The following is a 17,449-nucleotide window of genomic DNA, read 5'->3' as shown; positions in this document are numbered from 1 at the left end:
CATGAGAAAGACCACTTACCCGACAAATCCTCTCTTGTTAGAAACAAGAGAGGATTGCTGTTCTAATGCAATATTCTAGAGCAGTGACTCATATAAATCACTATATGCTCGACTGGCTGTATCCCAAGAGAAATCTCTTTCCATCGCCTGTATTTGCAGACTATGCCAAGTTTCTTGGTCATGCCAGTAAAGATTGAGGGCTTCTTTGAAAGTCCATGTTAGCCAATAACCAGAGAAGTTATTGAAGCTAAAGCCTGTTCCCTGTCCACTATAGACATTGAAAGGTTCAACCGTATCACGCAAACCACCAACCTCATGAACCAGTGGCAGTGTCCCGTAGCGCATGGACATCATCTGCGACAGACCGCAAGGTTCAAAGCGACTCGGCATGAGGAAAATATCACTAGCCGCATAGATTTCCTGAGCCAGAGTAACATCAAAAAGGATATTAGCGGACAATTTTTCAGGATAAGCCTGGCCAAACCAAGCGAAGGCCCGCTCAAATGCAGGGTCACCTGTTCCAAGTAGCACAATTTGCACATCTTCCTGAAGCAGATTATGCAACTCTTCCACCACCAAATCAAAACCTTTTTGACGTGTCAATCGAGAGACGATACCAACGACAGGAACATCATCCCGAACTGGCAAGCCGACTTTTGCTTGAAGAGCTCGTTTGTTTTCCAATTTCCCAGTCAAATCATCTTTATTAAAGTGGTAAGCCAGCAATTTATCTGTTTCTGGATTGTAGATATCTGTATCGATACCATTGACAATACCGACCAGCTTGCCTGACTCCATCCGAAGAATCTGATCCAGACCGCAGCCAAACTCAGCTGTCCGAATTTCGTTGGCATAGCTCGGTGAAACAGTTGTCACGCGGTCCGCATAGAGAATACCCGCCTTCATCCAGTTAAGGCAGTCATTCCAGCGGAGAGTCCCGTCCGCATAACGTTCATAGCCGACACCAAAGAGTTCCCAAAGCATGCTATCCGGAAATTGCCCCTGAAACTCTAAATTATGAATCGTCAGTACTGTCTTGATGTTGTTATAGGCCTGAATCCAGCGGTATTTTTCCTTGACCAAGAAAGGAATCATAGCCGTATGGTAGTCGTGCGCATGGAGAACATCTGGAATAAAGTCAATGCGCTCCATCAGCTCAATTGCTGCTAATTGGAAATAAGCAAAACGTTCACCGTCATCAAAATCACCATAGACATGTCCACGGAAGAAATAATGCTGATTATCGATAAAGTAGAAGCTGACACCTTCCAACTCAATCTTTTTGACACCGACATACTCCCGACGCCAGCCGACACTGACTTCAAAAGAGAAGAGGTCTTCAACTTGATCACCAAATTTAGCATCCGTCATGTCATAATAGGGCAGAATAACCCCAACTTCATGACCAGCTTTGACCAAGGATTTGGGGAGGGCGCCGATAACGTCCCCCAAACCACCCGTCTTTGAAAAAGGTGCCCCTTCTGCTGCTACAAATAAAATTTTCATGAAACGATGTCCTCTGTAACTTTTTGACCTTTCTTCAGTACAACTGGATGTTCAGCTGTACCTCGAACGACAACTCCTTCAGCAATCTCAACGCCCTTGTCCACAATTGCATATTCTACCACTGCATTTTTTCCAACGACAACGCGTGGGAAGAGGAGACTGTCTTTGACACTGCTACCCGCTAAAATTCTTGTATTCCGCGAGATAACAGAGTTTACAACTTCACCTTCTACAATACTACCTGACGCAAACTGAGAGCGATTTACTTTTGATCCTGTTGCATAGTAAGTCGGCTCTTCGTTTTTCACCTTTGTATAAATCTTGTGATTTGGCGAGAAGAGAGAATAGAATTTCTTCTGTTCAAGCATGTCAAGGTTAGCTTTATAATATGAACCAACAGAGTAGATATTTGCTAGATAGCCTGTGTACTCGTAAGCAAAAGCTCCAACTTCAGCTGCCAAGTCTCGAAGAACATAGCGTAGCTTTTGTGGGAATTCTTTTTGCGCTTCTTCTTCCAACTTTTCAATTAACCACGGCGTATCTACTACAAAAATATCTGTAGACATATTAAAGAGTTCGCCCTCGTCTTTTTCACTATGCAGCTTATGACCTAGGACATGGTCAGTTTCACTGATTTGTAGCACCGCATTCACATCTGAAATGTCCTTAGATGGCAATTTCTTGTAAACCACTGTCATCGGTTGCTGGGTTGTGTTATGTAAGTGGAAGACCTGATTTAGGTCAATGTTGATCAACACATCACAGTTTAGGGCTACAGTTTGGTTAGAGCCTGAACGCTTCAGGTAAGTCAGCAACTGTTCATAATATTCCTTACCAACTGTGCTGCTTTCTACACGAGTATTGTAAATTCCTAGATAGTAGTGACTCAAAAGTGTAGACAAGCCCCACTCACGACCTGAACGAATATGGTCAAAGACAGAGCTGATATTGTCTTGTTGGAAGATACCAAAGACGCTACGAACACCAGCATTAGCAAGACTAGACAGTGGGAAGTCAATCAAACGGTATTTCCCACCAAATGGCAAACTGGCAACTGGACGATGTTCTGTTAAGGTTGACATGTCGTGGAAACCGACCGTATTTCCTAAAATCGCTGAATATTTATCAATCTTCATCTGTTGGTACCCCCACTTTTTCATTATATCCGACTACTTGCACTTCATCTGTTCCGTCAATCTCTACACCATCAGAAATAACAGCGCCCTCACCAATGATCGCACGTTTAATCTTAGCTCCCTGGCCGATAATAGCGCCACTCATAATGACAGAATCAGTGACTTCTGCACCCTCACGAACTTGAGCGCCTGTTGAAAGAATAGAATGCTTAACAGTTCCGTCCACAAAACAGCCGTCAACTACCAAAGAATCTTCAACATGAGCATTTGCACCAAGGTAGTTTGGTGGTGAAATCAAGTTACGTGAGTAAATTTTCCACTGACGATCACGACTGTCTAAAGCATTTTCTGGACTAATGTATTCCATGTTCGCTTCCCAAAGTGACTCAATCGTACCAACGTCTTTCCAGTAGCCGTTAAATTCATAAGCATAAACACTTTCGCCAGATTCAAGATAGTTAGGGATAACATTTTTACCAAAGTCGGACATATCGACATTGCTCTTTTCAGCAGCAATCAGCATATTGCGGAGACGTTGCCAGTCAAAGATATAGATTCCCATAGAAGCCTTGGTTGATTTAGGATTTTCTGGTTTTTCTTCAAATTCAACGATTCGATTGTTGGCATCGGTATTCATGATACCAAAACGGCTAGCCTCCTTGAGAGGCACATCTAAGACAGCAACCGTCAAACTAGCGCTGTTATCCTTGTGGGATTGGAGCATATCATCGTAGTCCATCTTGTAGATATGGTCACCAGATAGGATTAAAACATATTCAGGATTGATACTGTCGATATAGTCGATGTTTTGGAAAATAGCGTGGCTAGTTCCCTCAAACCAACGATTTCCTTCACTGGCAGAGTAAGGCTGAAGAATGGATACACCTGTATTGATACCATCCAAGCCCCAGCTTGAACCATTCCCGATATGGCTGTTCAAAGCAAGTGGTTGGTACTGGGTAATCACACCGACATTGTTGATCCCAGAGTTAGCACAGTTTGACAGCGCAAAATCAATAATACGATAACGACCACCAAACTGTACTGCTGGTTTTGCAATACTTTGTGTGAGCTTTCCAAGACGAGTTCCTTGCCCACCGGCAAGAATCAAAGCTAGCATTTCATTCTTCATATCCTACTCCTTTGTGGAATCTTTTTTAGCATTTTTACGAACATTCACACGACGCTTGATTTTCCAAATACTTGCTCCCAAAGCTGGTAGCGTAAAGGTCAAGGTCTGCGGATAATCTTTCCATAGTCCCTCTTGAGACTGAACTGTTTCGTTGTGTTCCTTCCAAACACCTCCCCATTTCTCTAATTCAGTATTCCATACTTCTTCATAAATGGCTTCCACTGGCACACCAATGGTAAAGTTTTTGCGCTCTACTGGCACCATATTGAACACACAGACCAGCATATCTCCTTTTTCCGTCTTACGAATAAAGGAAAGGACGCTCTGATCGGTATTGTCAGCATCAATGATTTCGATGCCATCGTAGCTCAAATCAATCTCCCAAAGCGGACGATTGTCTCGATAAAAGGCGTTGAGGGCCGAAGTGAAGCTCTGCATCTGCTTGTTCATCTGATCGTCCAGATTTGACCATTCCAGCTGCTCTTCTGACTTCCACTCTAGGAATTGACCAAATTCTGAACCCATAAAGAGCAGTTTCTTGCCTGGATGGCAGATTTGATAGGTCAAGAGGTTGCGTAGACCAGCAAATTGATTGTAGCGGTCACCCCACATCTTATGCATCATGCTCTTCTTACCATGAACGACTTCGTCGTGAGAGAAAGGCAAGAGGAAATTTTCAGAAAAAGCATACATAAAGCTGAAGGTCACCAGATTAAAATCGTACTTGCGATAAATCGGGTCTTCTTCATAGAAACGGAGAATATCGTTCATCCAGCCCATATTCCACTTGAAGTCAAAGCCCAAACCGCCCATTTCTCTCATACCCGTAATCTTGGTTTCGGACGAGCTCTCTTCAGCAATCATCATAACTTCTGGATGAAATAGCTTGATGACTGTGTTCAAACGTTGCAAGAAATAGTAGCCTTCATAGTTACGATTACCGCCATCCTTGTTTGGCTGCCAAGGACCACTATCGTAGTCTAGGTAGAGCATGTTGCTAACTGCATCCACACGAACCCCATCTAGATGGTAGAAATCAATCCAGAATTTGATACTAGAAATCAAGAAAGATTGCACTTCATTTTTTCCTAGGTCAAAATTCAAGGCGCCCCAGCCATAGTTGTGAGCTCGGTCATGATCCTGGTACTCAAAGGTTGGTGTTCCATCATAGTAGGCCAAGGCATCGTCATTGATGGTAAAGTGACCCGGAACCCAGTCCACAATGACACCAATATTATTCAAGTGACATTCTTCGACAAAGTCTTGAAATTCCTCTGGCGTTCCATAAGTATGTTCAAAGGCAAAGTAACCCATAAGCTGGTAGCCCCAGCTGAGTCCCAAAGGATGGGCCATGAGCGGCATGAACTCAACGTGCGTGTAGTTCATTTCTACCAGATAAGGAATCAACTCCTCCTTAAGCTGAGCCATAGAATATGGACTGCCGTCAGGATTTCGTTTCCAAGAGCCAGCGTGTACTTCATAGATATTGACCGGTCTTGAGAAAAAGCCCCAACGCTTTCTCCGAGCCAGCCAAAGTCCATCTTGCCACTTCTTCTCTGGAATAGTCCGAACAATAGCTCCTGTCCCTGGGCGCTCTTCTAAATAAATAGCCAGCGGATCAATTTTCAAGATTTCCTGACCACTACTGCGTTTGATATTGTACTTGTAAATATCTCCTTCCTTAGGCAAATCCGTGAAGACTTCCCATACACCGCCTTCATTGCGAGTCATAGGAATCTGCTCTCCATACCAATTGGTGAAATCTCCAATCAGATGCACATTCTGCGCATTGGGAGCCCAGACTCTAAAGGTGTAGCCAGCCTTGCCATCCACCACATCCTGATGCACTCCCAAATAATGCTGCAAATGAAAGTTTTCACCTGTTGTAAAGGTTCTTAATGCTTCTTTTTTGTCCATTTAGTCACCTTTCTATTTGTAAACGTTTTCTATGTTTCTATTTTACTCCATTTTCTTATATTTTTCAAGTAAATTTCCAAAAACTATCTCAAAAATTTCAAAAGCCCAATTTCTTCAAAAGAATGAATTGCTATATCAATAGATCGTTGAAGAAGATCTCATGAGATACTGATTCTAAAGGCTTTTACCTGAATCATTTGATATAAAAATCAATCGGATTAGAGATAAAATAGCTGATAATTGTATAGACCAATATGTAAATTTACATTTTAAAATGATAAGTAATCAAAAATATAAACGCTTGCTTATTTTTATATTGTTCGAACACTTGTTAGATTTACAAGTTCATCAAGGTGAGAAAAAAGGCCGCACAAAGCCGCCTTTCTCATTATTTCACATCAAACACGATGGATTTTACTTGTGTCATCGCTTCGATACTGTAACGAATCCCTTGCACTCCGGCTCCAGACCCCTTAACACCAAGGAATGGGAAGTTATCTGGACCACGTTGGGTCTTATTATTGATGTGTACAGTACCCACTTCCAGTTTTTCAGCAATTTCAAATGCTTTCGGAAAATCATTTGTAAAGACTGAAGATTGCAGACCAAATTCTGACTGGTTACAGATCTGAATAGCCTCTTCAACGGAAGTCACACGAATAATCGGAAGAACAGGACCAAATGGCTCTTCCCAAGCTAATTTCATATCCAGTGTCACATGATCAAACAAGGCAGGCCAGATGAGATTTGCTTCACGTTTGATTTCTGTCAAGGCTGACGCTCCCTTTTCTTGAGCATCTTCAATCAAGCCCCAGATGAAATCTGCTGATGCATGATCAATGACTGGTGTGATATCCGCATTATCAAAGGGATCACCAACCGTCAGTTTCTCTACCTCTGCCTTAATCAGCGCCGCTAATTTATCTGCTACGCTCTCCATGACAATGACACGTTTAATAGCCGTACAGCGCTGACCGGAATAACTGTATGCCCCGCCAACAATCTGCTTAGCTGCATGCTCCAAGTCAGCATCTTCCAGCACAACTGCAGCATCCTTACCACCCAATTCTAACATAATTGGACGCATACCAGCCAACTTACCGATGCGCTCACCGATTGGAGTGGAGCCAGTAAAGTTAATGTAGTTTACTTCCTTATGCTCAATAATGTAGTCCCCAATTTCTGAACCATGGCCTGTGATGGTATTGAAAACACCAGCAGGCAGACCAGCCTCAGCAAAAGCCTGAGCCAAGAGCAGACCAGAAATCGAACCTTGAGTAGGTGGCTTAAACATCACAACATTTCCGCCGATAAGGGCAGGAGCAATCTTAGAACCAGACAGATTGACTGGGTAATTAAATGGCGCAATAGCCAAGACAACTCCTACAGGCTCACGACGAACCATAGCCAATTTTTTCTTGCTGGCAGCTTCAAAGCCGCCACCTTCCATAACTTGACCGTGAATACGGATGCCCTCTTCAGCCGCATAACGAATCAAGTCTGCTGTCCGGACTACCTCTCCGACTGCCGCTTTGATACCCTTGGCAACTTCTTTTGCCAAAATTTCGCCAATCTTCTCTTGATCACGCTCCAAAATATCCGCGGCCTTATGCAGATAAGCTGCACGTTCGACTGCTGAAAGAGCGCGCCAAGCTGGCAAAGCAGCACGAGCGCTCGCCATCGCATAATCAACCTCTGCCTGACTCATGGCAGGCACAGTTCCTAAAATCTCATTATTGATAGGAGATGAGATGGTGATTTCATTTTCAGAAGCTCTCCACTCTCCATTTATATAGTTCTTATATTGTGTCACTTGTACCCTCCATAATGTTATTAAGTATCATTTTATCAAATTTTCTGAAAATTTCAACTAAATTTTATATATTTAAAGAAATTTTTCACAAATTTCATGAATCATCTTCTTTTGCTCATATGAACTCTCTATATTTCTCGATTTTTTATCAATTCTCACTTTCTACACTAGGTCCACTATGACGTTGAAGAAAACTAAAAAAGACCAGGAAAATTTTCCTGATCTTAATTTTCAGATTAATCGAAGTCAAGATATTCTTTTTCAAGTTCAAGAACTTCTTCCATCGTTGCACATTCAGTCAATGCGCGCTGTGCAAGTTCTTCCATCTTCTTCGTATCCAATTTCTTCATAAGGCTACGAGTCCGAAGGACAGAAGTGGCACTCATAGAGAATTCATCCAAGCCCATTCCGACAAGAAGCGGCACAGCTGTTTGGTCACCGGCCATTTCTCCACACATACCTGCCCACTTGCCTTCAGCGTGAGCTGCCTTGATAACGTTATTGATCAAGCGAAGGATTGATGGGTTGTATGGTTGGTAGAGGTATGAAACTTGTTCGTTCATGCGGTCAGCAGCCATTGTGTATTGGATCAAGTCGTTAGTACCGATAGAGAAGAAGTCAACTTCTTTGGCGAATTGATCCGCCAACATTGCTGCTGCTGGAATTTCAATCATGATACCCACTTGGATATTATCCGCTACAGCAACGCCTTCAGCTTGCAATTTCGCTTTTTCTTCTTCATAAACTGCTTTAGCCTTGCGGAATTCTGTCAAGAGAGCAACCATCGGGAACATGATACGCAATTGTCCATGGACAGAAGCACGCAAGAGAGCGCGGATTTGTGTACGGAACATAGCGTCACCAGTTTCAGAGATAGAGATACGCAATGCACGGAATCCAAGGAATGGGTTCATTTCATGCGGCATATCGAAGTAAGGAAGCTCCTTATCTCCACCGATGTCCATCGTACGGACAACCACTGGTTTTCCATTCATGCCTTCCAAGACAGCCTTGTAAGCTTCGTATTGCTCATCTTCTGTTGGGAAGTCTTGTGAATCCATGTAAAGGAATTCTGTACGGTAAAGACCTACGGCTTCAGCACCATTTGCATTGACACCTTCAACGTCTTTTGGTGTACCGATATTAGCAGCGAGTTCAAAGTGTTTGCCATCAGCAGTCACTGTTTGGGCATCTTTCAAGAGAGCCCATTCAGCCTTTTGCTTCGCATAAGCTTCACCAGCTGCCTTGAATGCTGCTGCCTGCTCTTCAGTTGGGTTAATGATAACTTCACCAGTGATACCATTTACTGCAATGATATCGCCGTCTTTAACAAGGTCAGTGATATTATTGGTTCCCAATACGGCTGCGATTTCAAGCGTACGCGCCATAATCGCAGAGTGGCTTGTTCGTCCACCGATATTGGTTACAAACGCTTTAACAAATTTCTTGTCTAATTGAGCTGTATCAGAAGGAGTCAAGTCATGTGCAATCACAACTGATTCTTCATTGATAGAAGCTGGATTTGGTAATTTCTTGCTCAAAAGGTTTGCCAAAACACGCTTCGTTACATCACGAATGTCTGCCGCACGTTCTTGCATGTATGGATTGTCTTCCATACCTTCAAAAATAGCGATAAACATGTCTGTAACTTCTTTCAGACCAGCTTCCGCATTTACTTTCTTAGTACGGATCGTTTCTTTAATTTGACCAACCATTTCAGGGTCAGCGAGTACCATTAAGTGAGCGTCAAATACTTGAGCCGCTTCCTCACCAAGGCTATCTACTGCTTTCTCACGGATAACAGAAAGCTCGTTCTGTGAAGCTTCAAGAGCTGCATCCAAACGAGCCTCTTCTGCATTCGTATTATCGACTGAAACAGTCTCAAATGACAAATCCGGTTGAACTAATAGATATGCCTTAGCAACAGCAACACCATCAGATGCTGCAATTCCTTTTAGCATTTCTGTCATTTTCTTATGCCAATCCTTCTTTTTCCATTGTTTCTGAGATAGCAGCGATAGCATCATCCGCGTCTGCACCTTCAGCTGAGATTGTAACGTCAGCACCTTGGCCAACACCAAGACTCATAACACCCATGATTGATTTAAGGTTTACTGATTTACCTTTGTACTCAAGAGTGATATCTGAAGCAAATTTGCTAGCTGTTTGTACCAACAATGTTGCTGGACGCGCGTGAATACCTGTTTCTGCCACAATGTGGAAATCTTTAGAAGCCATAGTTAGACTCTCCTTTAAAATAATTCTTTTTGAGTTAAAGTGATAACCCTTACAAGTTGATATTATATCACTTTTTGAAATCTTTTTCAAGAATTTTATAGCACGCTTACAAAATATTTCGTTAGAGTTTGAAAATGAATTCTGTTTTAATTATAGTAGATTCAATCATCAACTCCCTCTCTTTCCGAAATCGTTTCAAGGCTTTCTTCCTTATAATGAATTCTTCTTGGTCTAGCTTCGCTTAAAGTACAGTAAGCGCTGTTACTTCTTGTGGTTATTTCTCTTTGTTTCGATGTTTTATACACTATATATTGTATCTCTATAGTTGCTATAAGAAAATATCATACAATATTTAGTTCAAAACTGTTGACATCGAATTCGCTTTTAGATATACTAGTTTCAGATTTAAATTTAAGAAAATGAAAGTATAGAGGAATCATCTAATGGTAACTATTTACTCTAAAAACGATTGTGTTCAATGCAAGATGACCAAACGTTTTCTTGATACCAACAATGTGGAATATCGCGAAATCAACCTTGATGAGCAACCAGAATACATCGACCATGTTAAAAGCCTCGGTTTCAATGCAGCGCCTGTTATTCAAACGCCAACTGAAGCATTCTCTGGTTTCCAGCCTGGTAAACTTAAAAAATTATCATAATCTCACCAGTATTTAGAGCTTTGTTGCCGCTCCTATCATTCGTAGGAGCCGTTTATTTTGTACAAGCAAAAGACATTTTAGAAAAAGGAAAATTATGGGACTCAAACACTTAGAAGATGTGACTTACTTCCGTCTAAATAACGAAATTAACCGTCCAGTCAATGGGCAAATCATGCTTCACAAAGACAAAGAAGCCTTGGAAGCCTTCTTTAAAGAAAATGTTGAACCAAACACGATGAAGTTTGCTTCTATTACTGAAAAAATTCAATACTTAATCGAAGAGAACTACTTGGAAAAAGAATTTATCCAACTCTATTCTCCTGAATATATTGAAGAGTTGTCTGCTTTTATCCGTGCTCAAGATTTCAAGTTCAAATCTTTCATGGCTGCCTATAAATTCTACAACCAGTATGCACTGAAGACAAATGATGGTGAATACTATCTGGAAAGCATGGAAGATCGAGTGCTCTTTAATGCCCTCTACTTTGCCAACGGAGATGAAGCCATTGCCAAGGATATCGCAAATGAAATCATCCACCAGCGCTATCAACCGGCTACACCAAGCTTCCTCAACGCTGGTCGAGCTCGTCGTGGTGAATTGGTTTCCTGCTTCCTCATCCAAGTAACAGATGATATGAACTCAATCGGCCGCTCCATTAACTCTGCCCTGCAATTGTCTCGTATCGGAGGTGGGGTCGGTATTTCTCTCAGCAATCTGCGGGAGGCTGGAGCACCTATCAAGGGCTATGAGGGAGCAGCGTCTGGCGTTGTACCTGTTATGAAGCTCTTCGAAGACAGCTTCTCTTACTCTAACCAGCTGGGCCAACGTCAGGGAGCTGGGGTTGTTTACCTCAATGTCTTCCACCCAGATATCATCGCCTTCCTTTCTACCAAGAAAGAAAATGCCGACGAAAAAGTTCGGGTTAAAACCCTCTCGCTCGGGGTCGTGATTCCAGATAAATTCTACGAATTGGCGCGTAAAAATGAAGATATGTACCTCTTCAGCCCCTATTCAATTGAACGTGAATACGGCGTACCATTTGCCTATATCGACATCACTGAAAAATACGATGAGTTGGTCGCTAACCCTAAGATTACCAAAACTAAAATCAAAGCCCGTGATTTGGAGACAGAAATCTCTAAACTCCAGCAAGAGTCTGGCTATCCGTATGTCGTGAATATCGATACTGCCAACCGTTCCAATCCAATCGACGGCAAAATCATCATGAGTAACCTTTGCTCTGAAATCCTGCAAGTGCAAGAGCCTAGCCTCTTGAATGATGCGCAAGAGTATCTCCGCTTGGGAACAGATGTGTCATGTAACTTGGGATCTACCAACGTTGTCAACATGATGACTTCGCCTGACTTCGGAAAATCCATCCGGACTATGACACGCGCTTTGACCTTTGTCACTGACAGCTCGCACATCACAGCTGTCCCTTCTATCGACAATGGTAACAGTCTGGCGCATACCTTTGGTCTGGGAGCTATGGGACTGCACAGCTATTTGGCGCAACAACTGATTGATTATGGATCTGCGGAAGCTGTCGAGTTCACCAGCATCTACTTTATGCTCATGAACTACTGGACTTTAGTTGAGTCTAATAATATCGCTCGCGAGCGCGGTGTGACCTTCCATAACTTTGAAAAATCTGACTATGCCAACGGCACTTACTTTGACAAATACCTGACGGGTGAATTTGTACCTAAGTCTGACCGTGTGAAGGAACTTTTCAAAGATATCTTTATCCCAACCGCTGCTGACTGGGCAGAACTTCGTGACAAGGTAAAAGCGGACGGTCTCTATCACCAAAACCGCCTAGCTGTTGCACCAAATGGCTCTATCAGCTACATCAACGATGTTTCTGCTTCAATCCATCCAATCACTCAGCGGATCGAAGAACGTCAGGAAAAGAAAATCGGTAAGATTTACTATCCTGCGGCAGGTTTGTCAACTGAGACCATTCCTTACTACACCAGCGCCTATGACATGGACATGCGCAAGGTGATCGATGTCTATGCAGCCGCAACTGAGCACGTGGATCAAGGACTTTCACTCACACTCTTTATGCGCAGCGATATTCCTAAGGGCCTCTACGAGTGGAAAAAAGAAAGCAAGCAAACAACCCGTGACCTTTCTATCCTGCGTAACTATGCCTTCAACAAGGGAATCAAGTCCATCTACTACGTCCGCACCTTTACTGACGATGGCGGCGAAGTAGGAGCTAACCAATGTGAAAGCTGTGTGATCTAGTAAGTAACAATTTACAATTACACCATTTAAATTCAACAAAATAAAAAAACACCTATCGCAATGTCGCCAAGGAAATCATTCCATCGGCGACATAAGCAAGTATTAGAAGTTTAAAGCGAGATTATCATGGAAACATACTATAAAGCCATAAACTGGAATGCTATCGAAGATGTCATTGACAAATCAACTTGGGAAAAGCTGACGGAGCAATTCTGGCTCGATACGCGTATCCCCTTGTCAAATGACCTAGACGACTGGAGAAAACTATCAAACAAAGAAAAAGACTTGGTCGGCAAGGTCTTCGGAGGATTGACATTGCTGGATACCCTCCAATCTGAATCTGGTGTAGATGCCCTACGCAAGGACGTCCGTACTGCCCACGAAGAAGCCGTCTTCAACAACATCCAATTTATGGAGTCCGTTCACGCAAAATCTTACTCTTCTATCTTTTCTACCTTGAATACCAAGGCTGAAATTGAAGAAATCTTTGAATGGACTAACACAAACCCATACCTACAAAGAAAAGCAGAAATTATCAATGAAATCTACCTCAATGGTAGCCCCCTTGAAAAGAAGATTGCCAGTGTTTTTCTTGAAACCTTCCTCTTCTACTCTGGTTTCTTTACACCCCTCTACTATCTCGGTAACAACAAACTGGCCAACGTTGCGGAAATCATCAAACTGATCATCCGTGATGAGTCTGTTCACGGAACTTACATTGGTTACAAATTCCAACTTGGTTTCAACGAATTGCCAGAAGAAGAGCAAGAAAAACTCAAAGAATGGATGTACGATCTGCTCTACACTCTCTACGAGAATGAAGAGGGTTATACAGAAAGTCTCTATGACGGTGTTGGTTGGACCGAAGAAGTGAAAACCTTCCTTCGTTACAATGCCAACAAGGCCCTCATGAACCTAGGACAGGATCCACTTTTCCCAGATTCAGCAGACGATGTCAATCCAATCGTCATGAACGGAATCTCAACAGGAACATCTAACCACGACTTCTTCTCTCAAGTCGGAAATGGTTACCTTCTTGGTGAAGTTGAAGCCATGCAAGACGATGACTACAACTACGGTTTAACCAAATAATTTGCAGATACTAAAAAACGACTAACTTGATGAGCAAGTTAGTCGTTTTTTTATCAGCTAATTCTTTCGTCCTCAGCTACTTCACTATCCTCTTTCTTAGGAGCTGGAGGTTCATAGGCACGGATAATTTGCGCCACTACTGGATGGCGAACCACATCCTTGGCTGAGAAATGCACAAAATCGATCTGGGAGATATTTTTCAATTTCTCTTGAGCGTCAATGAGGCCAGACTTAACATTGCGAGGCAGATCAATCTGACTGATGTCACCATTGACAATCATCTTGGACTGGAAGCCGAGACGTGTCAGAAACATCTTCATCTGCATGATGGTGGTATTCTGCGCTTCATCCAGAATGACAAAAGCATCATCCAGCGTCCGCCCCCGCATATAGGCCAGGGGTGCAATCTCAATGATTTCTCGCTCCATCAGACGCGTCGTCTGGTCCTTGCCCAAAATCTGATACAAGGCATCATAGACCGGTCGCAGATAAGGATCTACCTTTTCCTTAAGGTCACCAGGCAGAAATCCCAAACTCTCACCGGCTTCTACCGCTGGTCGCGTCAAGATGATGCGTTTGACCTGCCCACGCTTGAGAGCTGTCACGGCCAAGGTCACCGCTAGAAAAGTCTTCCCTGTTCCAGCTGGCCCGATACCAAAGACGATATCATGATTTTTAACACTGTCCACATAGATTTTCTGGCCAAGTGTCTTGACCCGAATCGGCTTGCCATAGCTGTCCTTGATAATCTCTTCTTCATAAAGAGCTACAAACTTATCAATCTCGTCATTTTTGACCATGGTAATGGCTGTTACCACATCGGGCGTTCCGATAGTCATACCACGATTGACCAAGACCAAGAGAGCCTGAATGACCTGGCGAGCCTCCTCACAGGCGGCCTCCGTGCCCATAATCTGCACAATCTCGGTTCGGGCATGGATGGTGACATTTAATTCCTGCTCCATCAGGCGCAGATGGCGTTCATTAGAGCCAAAGAGATGAAAGGCATCATCTGGATGGCCCAGTTTCAATTCTACTGAATGTTCCTGCAAACAAAGAACCTCTCTACTTTATTTTTTTGAATGAATTATCTTTATTATATCAAAGCAAGCAGAAAATGACTATCCCTAGCCACTATCCACTTAATGGGCCTGATATTCTTCCCAAATCGCATCAAACTCGCCCAAGTTAAAGGAAAAATTTGCGTGCTCCTCCAGAAAACGACTGACCTCATCAAAATCATCCGTATGCTTGGGAAAGGCCGTGTCCTGAAAAGCCAAATCCGCCAAAATAGCTTTGGGCTTATTACTTTTAGGATTGCGCTCTGTCATTAGCCAGCTGTAAAAAGATTTTCTCATTTAAACCAGCTCCGTCCCAGTCGGATCTTGCTTGATTTTACCGGCTTTCATGAGACCGCCCAGGGCTTTTTTAAACTGGCCTTTGGAAATGCCAAAAGTAGCCTTGATGTCGTCTGGTGAAGACTTGTCGTTCAAAGTCATGAAGCCGCCGTTGCTCTCCAGATAAGTCAGAATCATCTGAGCATCATTTTCCAGCATTTCAAAGGAGCGAGGCTTGAGGGAGAGGTTAAGGGTGCGGTCTACTTCACGGAAGCCAATCACTCGTGCGTCCAAGACCTGCCCCAGACGTGGCTCTGCATAGCGCTCGCTCGGATGGATGAAGCCCAGCATATTATTCTCTGGCAGATAGACAAAGGTGCCAGAAAGCTTGAGCCGATAAACGATGGCTGGCCAGTTTTGGTTCTGCATGTTATTGTAGGCAGGACGAGCCAAGCGCTGGAAGTCCTCTTGATAGGCCAGTTGACCCCAGATGCGGTCTTTCTTGTCCACACTGAGACGAATATAGAGACGGTCGCCCTTCTTAGGCCAAAGTTCCTTGATTTCTGGCAAGATGTCTAGCGACACAACGATTTGCTTATCCGGCAGGCCGGTATCGACAAAGACGCCTAGATCCTTGCGAACCTCCGTCACTGTTCCCCAGCCAAACTGCTCTTGGGTCGCTGTGACTTCAAGAGTCGTCAGGCGAAGCTTCTGCTTCATATCGCTATAAGCAAAGCCCTTGACAGACTGACCTAGCTCATGCGGTCCCTCTTCTTTAGAAAGAGCATAAGTTTGTCCATCCTTCTGGACAAAGTAAAAACGATCGTTTTCATCCGTGATAATCCCCACGATGAAGCTAGCAAGATTTGTGTTCATATAGTCCTACTTCTACCTTGCCTCTTCTAATCGCAAGGATTTTTATGTTAAAACAACTCAGCCAGCCTAGGCCAACTGAGTTTTGATTCTGCCAAAATATTAAACTTCTAGAAGTTCTTTTTCTTTAGTCGCTGTCATATCATCGATATGCTTCACTGCATCATCAGTGACTTTTTGGATATCCTTTTCAAGAACCTTCAATTCATCTTCAGTGATTTCTTTAGCCTTTTCCTGTTTCTTAGCTTCGTCCATCGCGTCGCGGCGGATGTTACGAATCGCAATCTTAGCATTTTCACCGACTTTTTTTACTTCTTTAGCCAATTCACGACGAGTTTCCTCTGTCAGAGCTGGAATAACCAATCGAATGACAGATCCGTCGCTAGATGGTGTGATACCTAAGTCAGATGCATTAATCGCACGCTCGATATCCTTGATAGAAGACTTATCAAAAGGTGTCACCAAAAGAACACGCGCTTCTGGAATCGTGATAGAAGAGAGTTGGTTAAGCGGTGTCTCTACTCCATAGTATTCCACATGGATGCGATCCAAAAGGCTAGCATTAGCACGGCCTGCACGGATGCTACCAAATTCACGGGCCAAACTTTGGTGCGAATGGGTCATTCTTTCTTTTGCTTTTTCTACAATTGCATTTGCCATTTTCTTTTCTCCCTGATTTTTATAAATTATTTGAGACAGTTGTCCCAATTTGCTCGCCAAAGACCACTCGTTTGATATTGCCAGGTTCATTCATATTAAAGACAACTAGATCAATGTCATTGTCCATAGAAAGGGTAGAAGCAGTCGAGTCCATGATGCGCAAGCCTTTGTTAATAACGTCACGGTGGGTCAATTCATCAAACTTCACAGCCGTTTTATCCTTGTTTGGATCGGCATTGTAGACCCCATCCACACCATTTTTAGCCATAAGGATAGCGTCTGCCTCAATTTCCGCAGCCCGCAGAGCAGCTGTCGTATCTGTTGAGAAATATGGTGAACCAATACCAGCACCGAAAATAACAATCCGACCTTTTTCCAAGTGACGAAGAGCACGTCCACGAATATAAGGCTCAGCTACCTGCTGCATGGCAATTGCTGTTTGAACGCGGGTGTCAACGCCCACTTGTTGCAAGGAATCTGCCATTACAAGTGCATTCATGACTGTTCCCAACATACCAGTATAGTCCGCTTGAACGCGATCCATACCTGCTTCTGCTGCTGGCTCGCCTCGCCAAAGATTACCACCACCGATAACCAAGGCAATTTGAATGCCCAGTTCATGGACTTCCTTGATCTCTTCAGCCATCTTTTGAACAGTGGCGATATTGATACCCACACCTTTTTCGCCAGCCAAAGCTTCTCCAGATAGTTTAATCAAAATACGCTTATATTTAGGTTCTACCATTTTTCCACTCCTTGTTTTATCTGTACTATTTTACCATAAATTCCACTTTTTACCTAGCCCTATTATTCAAAATATTAAATTAAA

The 17,449-nt window shown here is 43.1% G+C and carries 15 protein-coding genes; 3 read left to right on the top strand and 12 right to left on the bottom strand.

All coding sequences use genetic code 11. The features are described from left to right. Positions 1–75: 75 nt before the first annotated feature. The 7 genes from glgA to PAN94_RS05430 all read right to left on the bottom strand — a co-directional run bounded on the left by glgA (position 76) and on the right by PAN94_RS05430 (position 9,742). Complete coding sequence (glgA, locus tag PAN94_RS05460; RefSeq protein WP_285875041.1) at positions 76–1,506, bottom strand: glycogen synthase GlgA; 1,431 nt, start codon at positions 1,504–1,506, stop codon at positions 76–78. Next, on the bottom strand, positions 1,503–2,642 hold the full coding sequence (gene glgD / locus PAN94_RS05455; protein ID WP_285875040.1) for a glucose-1-phosphate adenylyltransferase subunit GlgD: 1,140 nt from the start codon (positions 2,640–2,642) through the stop codon (positions 1,503–1,505). The genes glgA and glgD overlap by 4 nt, the downstream gene beginning before the upstream one ends. Further along, positions 2,632–3,774: a glucose-1-phosphate adenylyltransferase gene (locus PAN94_RS05450; protein WP_045496498.1), complete on the bottom strand. Its 1,143-nt coding sequence runs from the start codon at positions 3,772–3,774 to the stop codon at positions 2,632–2,634. Before PAN94_RS05450 ends, glgD begins: the two co-directional genes overlap by 11 nt. A 3-nt stretch (positions 3,775–3,777) precedes the next feature. Then, positions 3,778–5,691, bottom strand: a complete 1,914-nt coding sequence (gene glgB, locus PAN94_RS05445; RefSeq protein ID WP_285875039.1) for a 1,4-alpha-glucan branching protein GlgB — start codon at positions 5,689–5,691, stop codon at positions 3,778–3,780. A gap of 388 nt (positions 5,692–6,079) precedes the next feature. Then, positions 6,080–7,504 (bottom strand): NADP-dependent glyceraldehyde-3-phosphate dehydrogenase, encoded by a 1,425-nt coding sequence (locus tag PAN94_RS05440; RefSeq protein ID WP_285875038.1) that lies wholly within the window; start codon positions 7,502–7,504, stop codon positions 6,080–6,082. 236 nt (positions 7,505–7,740) lie between these two features. Then, positions 7,741–9,474 (bottom strand): phosphoenolpyruvate--protein phosphotransferase, encoded by a 1,734-nt coding sequence (gene ptsP, locus PAN94_RS05435; RefSeq protein ID WP_285875037.1) that lies wholly within the window; start codon positions 9,472–9,474, stop codon positions 7,741–7,743. Positions 9,475–9,478: 4 nt separating this feature from the next. Next, positions 9,479–9,742: a phosphocarrier protein HPr gene (locus tag PAN94_RS05430; RefSeq protein ID WP_005589589.1), complete on the bottom strand. Its 264-nt coding sequence runs from the start codon at positions 9,740–9,742 to the stop codon at positions 9,479–9,481. Between the two features lie 443 nt (positions 9,743–10,185). Here PAN94_RS05430 and nrdH point away from each other — a divergent pair, with 443 nt between their 5' ends. From nrdH to nrdF, 3 genes are all read left to right on the top strand, one after another. Then, on the top strand, positions 10,186–10,404 hold the full coding sequence (nrdH, locus tag PAN94_RS05425; protein WP_005589588.1) for a glutaredoxin-like protein NrdH: 219 nt from the start codon (positions 10,186–10,188) through the stop codon (positions 10,402–10,404). A 94-nt stretch (positions 10,405–10,498) separates the two neighbouring features. Beyond that, entirely contained in the window at positions 10,499–12,658 is a 2,160-nt protein-coding gene (gene nrdE, locus PAN94_RS05420) for a class 1b ribonucleoside-diphosphate reductase subunit alpha (protein WP_285875036.1), read from the top strand. A gap of 126 nt (positions 12,659–12,784) precedes the next feature. Then, positions 12,785–13,750, top strand: coding sequence for a class 1b ribonucleoside-diphosphate reductase subunit beta (gene nrdF, locus PAN94_RS05415; protein WP_005589584.1), 966 nt, complete (start codon positions 12,785–12,787; stop codon positions 13,748–13,750). A 53-nt stretch (positions 13,751–13,803) separates the two neighbouring features. Here the strand turns inward: nrdF and PAN94_RS05410 are convergent, their stop codons facing one another. The 5 genes from PAN94_RS05410 to pyrH form a co-directional block, all read right to left on the bottom strand. Further along, complete coding sequence (locus tag PAN94_RS05410; RefSeq protein WP_285875035.1) at positions 13,804–14,802, bottom strand: PhoH family protein; 999 nt, start codon at positions 14,800–14,802, stop codon at positions 13,804–13,806. Positions 14,803–14,892: 90 nt separating this feature from the next. Then, entirely contained in the window at positions 14,893–15,108 is a 216-nt protein-coding gene (locus PAN94_RS05405) for a YozE family protein (RefSeq protein WP_005589581.1), read from the bottom strand. After that, a complete protein-coding gene (gene cvfB, locus PAN94_RS05400; RefSeq protein ID WP_149555750.1) occupies positions 15,109–15,963 on the bottom strand; it encodes an RNA-binding virulence regulatory protein CvfB in 855 nt (284 codons plus the stop codon). It lies immediately after the preceding gene. 99 nt (positions 15,964–16,062) lie between these two features. Beyond that, positions 16,063–16,620 carry a ribosome recycling factor gene (frr, locus tag PAN94_RS05395; protein ID WP_005589576.1) on the bottom strand — a complete coding sequence of 186 codons (558 nt, stop codon included), beginning with the start codon at positions 16,618–16,620 and terminating at the stop codon, positions 16,063–16,065. A gap of 19 nt (positions 16,621–16,639) precedes the next feature. Continuing rightward, positions 16,640–17,365, bottom strand: a complete 726-nt coding sequence (pyrH, locus tag PAN94_RS05390) for a UMP kinase (protein ID WP_005589574.1) — start codon at positions 17,363–17,365, stop codon at positions 16,640–16,642. Between the last annotated feature and the right edge of the window lie 84 nt (positions 17,366–17,449).

The sequence above is a fragment of the Streptococcus sp. SC1 genome (assembly GCF_030272855.1).
Lineage (GTDB): Bacteria > Bacillota > Bacilli > Lactobacillales > Streptococcaceae > Streptococcus.
The sequence above is the reverse complement of the archived record's forward strand: the minus strand, read 5'-3'. Positions and strand labels throughout refer to the sequence as shown.